The sequence below is a fragment of the Streptomyces sp. SID10853 genome, assembly GCF_010548145.1.
Classification (GTDB): domain Bacteria; phylum Actinomycetota; class Actinomycetes; order Streptomycetales; family Streptomycetaceae; genus Streptomyces.
In genome coordinates, this window is record NZ_JAAGLN010000336.1 from 1 (window position 1) to 5,663 (window position 5,663).

Consider the following 5,663-nt stretch of genomic DNA (forward strand, 5'->3'; position numbering starts at 1 on the left):
CAGCGGCCGCACCAGGTAGTCGCCCTGCGGCCTGGCGCCGGGCAGTTGGGCGTGCGGGTTGCCTGCCGCGTCCCCGCGGCTGCGGGCCGCGACCCCGGCGAGTGCGGGCTCGTCGGTCTCGCCCGTGTCGATCAGCGCCTGCGCCTGGAGCGCGGCGAGTGCCACGGAGTCGGGCCAGAGCGGGGCCACGTAGTAGGGGTCGAGCTGGCGGGTCAGCACGTCCCTGACGGAGCCGGGCGACGACTTGCCGTAGGAGTAGACGAGTGCGGTGTCCGCCTCGCCGGTCAGGAGCTTCACCCACGCCTCGTACAGCGCCCAGGCTCCGTCCATCTCCACGTGGGACTCGGAGATCGGGGGCCAGGCCCCGACCCCGTCGAGGGTCATCGTGAAGGAGAAGGCCCGGCCCGCGAGGTAGTCGCTCGACCCGGAGCAGGTGAAGCCGATGTCGCTGGTCTTCAGCCCGGTCTGCGCGAGCACGCTGTGCAGGACCGGCATCACCATCTCGACCTCGGAGCACTCGTCGGTGCGCCGCCGGTGGTCGCTCTGCGCGAAGGCGACGATCGCCACGTCCCGCATCAGATCAGCTCCTTGTACGTGTCGTAGTCGGCGTCCGGCTCACCGGTGGGCCGGTAGTGGTCGGGGAAGCGGGCGCCTTCGGTCCACACCGGCTCGACGCGCAGCCCCATCCGCACCTGGTCGTACGGGATGCCGCCGATCCGTCCGTGCAGGGCCAGGCCGGCGCCGTCCAGCGCGATGTGCCCGTAGACGTAGGGCACTTCGATGTCGAGGCCGCGGGCCTTGATGTTGACGATGCAGTACGTGGTGAGGGTGCCGGCCGGGCCGACCTCGACCCGGTCGGTCGTCGCCACCCCGCAGGTGGGGCAGGCGCCGCGCGGCGGTACGTAGACCTTGGCGCAGGAGGGGCAGCGCTCTCCGACGGTCCTACGGTCGGCGAGCGCGTTGATGTAGTCGCTCTGTGCGCGGCCGGGGCTGTAGACGTAGTCGAGGCGGGCGGGGGCGACGATGCCGGTGACGGCGTCGTCGAACAGTCCGCTGTGTGCGGGCGGGCCGGCGCTCCCGGCGGCCTCGCTCCCGCTTCCGCAGGGCTCGAAGCAGGCGATGTCCGTGATGGCGCCCACGCGTTCGGCGGCCCAGCGGATCCGTACGCGCTGCCCCGAGTGGACGCTGTCGGGTCCTGGGGCGTCGAGTGCGTGCAGCAGGGCGGTGTCGGCGCCGTCGAGTTTCACCAGGACCCAGGCGAAGGGGGTCGCGAGTGGCTGGCCGCGGCGCGGTGACTCGTTCCAGGCCCAGGTGGTGACGGTGCCGGTGGGAGCGACCTCGACCAGGTCGCGTATCTCGTCGGCGGTGACGGGGTCGTACTCGACCGGTGGGACGAGCACCTTGCCGTCGCCGGTCCGCACCCCCAGTACGGTGCGCTCGCGCAGCCCGGTGAGGAAGGCGCTCTGCACGGGTCCGAGGGAGCGGGTGAAGGGGAATTCGACGACGAGGGGGGCGCGGAGCACCTCCGGTGAGGGAGCGGCTGTCATGGGTGGGCTCCAAATTCTCCGCTGCGGGCGGGGGCTCGTCCGGCGGGTGCCGGAGCGTCGGAAGGGGAACCGGTGCCGGGCGGGACCGGCGCGGGGATGCGGTGGTCAGGCCCTGCGGTAGACGGGCGGCCGCTTCTCGGCGAAGGCGCGTGAGCCCTCCTTGGCGTCGGCGGTGTCGAAGACGGGCCAGCCGCGGTCCAGTTCGGCCTTCAGGCCCTCGGTCTCGGTCAGTTCGGCCGTCTCGTAGACCGACGCCTTGACGGCTTCGACGGCCAGCGGCCCGCACTCGTTGATCCGCCCGGCGATCTCCAGGGCCTTCTCCAGCGCCGTACCGTCGGGCACCACATGGCCGATGAGGCCGATGGCCGCCGCTTCGGCCGCGGTGTACGGGCGGCCGGTGAGCAGCATCTCCAGTGCGTGGGTGCGCGGGATCTGGCGTTGCAGGCGGACCGTGGAGCCGCCGATCGGGAACAGGCCGCGCCTGACCTCGAAGAGCCCGAAGGTGGCGCTCTCCGCGCCGACCCTGATGTCGGTGCCCTGGAGGATCTCGGTGCCTCCGGCGACGCAGTACCCCTCGACCGCGGCGATCACCGGTTTGCGGGGCCGGTGGTGGCGCAGCATCGCCTTCCAGTGCAGGTCGGGATCTGCTTTGAGCCGGTCGCGGTACTGCTCGCCCGCCATCCCGGCGCCTGCCAGGGCCTTGAGGTCCATGCCGGCGCAGAAGGCTCCGCCCGCTCCGGTGAGGACCACCGAGCGGACCTCGTCGTCCTCGTCGGCCGCCAGCCAGCCGTCGTAGAGCCCGACCAGCATCGGCAGCGAGAGCGCGTTCTTCGCCTCCGGCCTGTTCAGAGTGAGCACCAGTGTGGCGCCTTCGCGCCGTACGGTGAGGTGTTCCGTACCACCCATGACCGTCCTCCCGTCTCAAGACCTGGGCGCCCTCTGAGGATGTGAGCCGGATCGGCGAGCGGCGCGTAGACAGGTTGCAGGAGGCGGGGTCGCAGTTCAATAGTTTTCTGACACTCAGTCAGATTTCTTCGCGAGGGGCCTTCCCACTTTCCCCGTGCGGGGCTGTAATGACGCCGGGTCACTGAACGCCGGCGTCAGGAGATGTGGTGGAGTACAACCTTGCCGACCTGTTCGAGTCCGTCGTCGACGCGGTTCCGGACCGCGAGGCGCTCGTGTTCATCGACCATCCCGGTACGGGCGCGGAACGCAGGCTCACCTACGCCGCGCTGGACACCGCGGCCAACCGGGTCGCGCACCATCTGATCGACAGCGGCATCCGCCCGGGAGAGCACCTGGGCCTGCACCTCTACAACGGGGTGGAGTATCTGCAGACCGTGCTCGCCTGCCTCAAGGCGCGCATCGTCCCCGTCAACGTCAACTACCGCTACGTGGAAGAGGAGCTGGTCTACCTCTACCGGGACGCGGATCTGGCGGCGCTGGTCTTCGACGGCGAGTTCACCGAGCGGGTCGCTGCCGCGCTGCCCAAGACGGAGAAGCTGCGCCATCTGATCCGGGTCGGCGAAGCCCCCGAAGGCGCGCCGGAGCCCGGCCTGCGCCCGGTCGCGTACACCGCAGCGGAGGCGGCCGGTTCGCCGGAGCGCGGTTTCGGGCCCCGGTCCGCCGACGACCAGTTCATCATCTACACCGGAGGCACCACCGGGATGCCCAAGGGGGTGATGTGGCGGGCGGAGGACCTGTTTTTCTCCGGGCTCGGCGGCGGCGCTCCGACGGGCGAACCGGTCGGCGCACCGGAGGAGCTGGCCGAGCGGGTGGCCGCGGGCGGTGACGGCATCACCTTCTTCCCCACTCCCCCGCTGATGCACGGCACATCGACCCTGACCGCCTTCATCGCGTTCAACTTCGGCCAGCGGATCGTGATCCACCGGAAGTTCGCGCCGGACGAGGTGCTCCGTACCATCGAGAAGGAGAAGGTCACCAGTGTCTCGCTGGTCGGCGACGCCATGCTGCGGCCGCTGATCGACGCGCTCACCGGTCCGCTCAGCGGCACCGACTGCTCGTCGCTGTTCAGCGTCTCCAGTTCGGGCGCCATCATGTCGGAGACGGTGCGGGCACAGTTCCAGGAGCTGGTGCCGAACGCGATGCTGCTGAACAACTTCGGCTCCTCGGAGTCCGGTTTCAACGGCACCGCGACCCCCGACTCGGGCCCCGACAAGGGGTTCAGGCTGCGGATGAACTCCCGTACGGCGGTGGTCGATCCGGCCACGTACCGGCAGGTGGCCGTCGGCGAGGTGGGCCGGATCGCGCAGCGCGGACATGTCCCGCTCGGCTACTACAACGACCCGGAGAAGACGGCCGAGACCTTCTTCCAGACCGACGGCGAGCGGTGGGTGCTGCTCGGCGACATGGCGACCGTCGACGAGGAGGGCATCGTCACCGTCCTCGGGCGCGGCTCGCAGTGCATCAACACCGGTGGCGAGAAGGTCTATCCGGAAGAGGTCGAGCAGGCGCTCAAGTCCCACCCCGATGTGTACGACGCCCTGGTGGCGGGGGTGCCGGACGCCCGCTGGGGCAACCATGTGGCGGCGGTGGTGCAGATACGCCCGGGGGCCGCCGAGCCGAGCCTCGACGCCATCCAGGCACACTGCCGCAGCAGGATCGCCGGGTACAAGGTGCCGAGGCAGCTGGTGATCGCACCGGAGATCCAGCGTTCACCGAGCGGCAAGGCCGACTACCGCTGGGCGCGCGGGGTGGCGGTCGCCGCCGACTGAACCGTGGGGCTCGTACGACCCGCTGTGGGTCGCCATCGGTGCGGTGTGCGGCGCCGGTGCGCTGCTCGCCCTGGTCATCGTGCGGCCCGGCGGCCGGGACGGCACCGTGGCGGACCCGCTTCCCCGGTGAGCGGGAAGCGGGTCGCACTGTCGGCCTGGGGTGGCCGGCGGTGGCTCTGCGGTCGTGCGACGGGGCTGGGGCTCAGGCCCCGGCCGCCTGTGTGACGAGTGCCTCCGCCCACGGCGTACGGGCCGCGACCAGGGGCCGCAGGGCGCGCAGCGGACGGATCATGTTCACCCCGACCGCACCGCAGACGTGTCCGCCGCGGGCGAGCAGGGCGGTGAACTTCCGTTCGGCCAGGCTTCCTTCGACGATGTGCACCAGGTCGGCGCCCCGGGTCCTGCCGTGGATCTGGACCTTGAGGTCGTACTGGTCGGACCAGACGTACGGCACGGTGGTGAAGGGGGTGGCAGCGTCCCCGGCGAGGATGTTGCGGGCGACCGCGAGGCCCTGTTCGGACGCGTTGGTGCGGTGCTCGATACGCAGCCGCTCCCCCGTCACCGGGTCGGGCCAGGACGCCACGTCCCCGGCCGCCCAGATGTGTTCGGCGGCACGGAGGGTGGCATCGCACTCGACACCGTTGCCGAGGCCGATCCCGCTGCCGGCGAGCCATTCGGTGTTGGGCCGCGCCCCGATGCCGACGAGGACCGCGTCCGCCGCGAGGGTGCGGCCGTCGGCGAGGCGTACGCCCGTGGCACGGCCATCGTCGGTGGTGACGCTCTCGACGAGCGCCCCGGTCACGGTCCGTACGCCGTGTTCGTGGTGGAGGTCCGTCAGCATGCTCCCGATGTCGTGGCCGACCGCGTCGGCGAGCGGCACCGGCCCGTCGGTCACCAGCGTGACCTCGCAGCCCGCCGCGCGCGCCACGGCCGCTGCCTCGGCGCCGATGAACCCGCCGCCGACGATCACCAGATGCGGGCGGCCCGCGAGCGACTCACGCAGCGCGGTCGCGTCGTCCAGGGTGCGCAGGAGGTGGACACCCGCGACGCCTTCCGTGCCCGGGAGCACCCGGGGGCGGACCCCGGTGGCGACGACGAGCGCGTCATAGCCGATGGTGCCGCCGTCGCCGGTACGTACCTCCCGGGCGGCCCGGTCGAGGGCCTGGGCCCGGGTGCGGGGGCGCAGCTCGATGTCCAGTCCGGCCAGCGCCTCCGCACTCCGCAGCAGGACCCGCTCGGCTCCCCACTCACCGGCGAGCAACTGCTTGGAGAGCGGCGGGCGGTCGTACGGAAGGTGCTCCTCCTCGCCCACGAGCACCAGCTCGCCGTCGTATCCCGAGCGGCGCAGCCCCTCCGCCGTCGCGAGGCCCGCGGCGGACGC

The 5,663-nt window shown here is 71.7% G+C and carries 4 protein-coding genes and 1 pseudogene; 1 reads left to right on the plus strand and 4 read right to left on the minus strand.

Translation table 11 applies throughout. From position 1 onward, the window contains the following. The 3 genes and pseudogenes from G3I19_RS33915 to G3I19_RS33925 form a co-directional block, all read right to left on the minus strand. A pseudogene (locus tag G3I19_RS33915) lies at positions 1 to 576 on the minus strand (lipid-transfer protein); the annotation flags it as partial. After that, entirely contained in the window at positions 576 to 1,547 is a 972-nt protein-coding gene (locus tag G3I19_RS33920) for an OB-fold nucleic acid binding domain-containing protein (protein ID WP_164267547.1), read from the minus strand. The gene G3I19_RS33920 and the pseudogene G3I19_RS33915, both read right to left, overlap by 1 nt. Before the next feature lie 105 nt (positions 1,548 to 1,652). Then, positions 1,653 to 2,453, minus strand: coding sequence for a crotonase/enoyl-CoA hydratase family protein (locus G3I19_RS33925; RefSeq protein WP_164267548.1), 801 nt, complete (start codon positions 2,451 to 2,453; stop codon positions 1,653 to 1,655). A 206-nt stretch (positions 2,454 to 2,659) separates the two neighbouring features. Between G3I19_RS33925 and G3I19_RS33930 the strand changes: the two genes are divergently transcribed. Further along, positions 2,660 to 4,282, plus strand: a complete 1,623-nt coding sequence (locus G3I19_RS33930; RefSeq protein WP_164267549.1) for an acyl-CoA synthetase — start codon at positions 2,660 to 2,662, stop codon at positions 4,280 to 4,282. Positions 4,283 to 4,484: 202 nt separating this feature from the next. Here the strand turns inward: G3I19_RS33930 and G3I19_RS33935 are convergent. Continuing rightward, positions 4,485 to 5,663 (minus strand): FAD-dependent oxidoreductase (locus G3I19_RS33935; protein WP_203600940.1); only part of this gene is annotated, 1,179 nt, incomplete at its 5' end.

What these genes read in the sequence shown, in the direction of transcription:
- G3I19_RS33920 (WP_164267547.1), bottom strand. Translation starts at nt 1,547, where the DNA reads ATGACAGCCGCTCCCTCACCGGAGGTGCTCCGCGCCCCCCTCGTCGTC.
- G3I19_RS33925 (WP_164267548.1), bottom strand. Translation starts at nt 2,453, where the DNA reads ATGGGTGGTACGGAACACCTCACCGTACGGCGCGAAGGCGCCACACTG.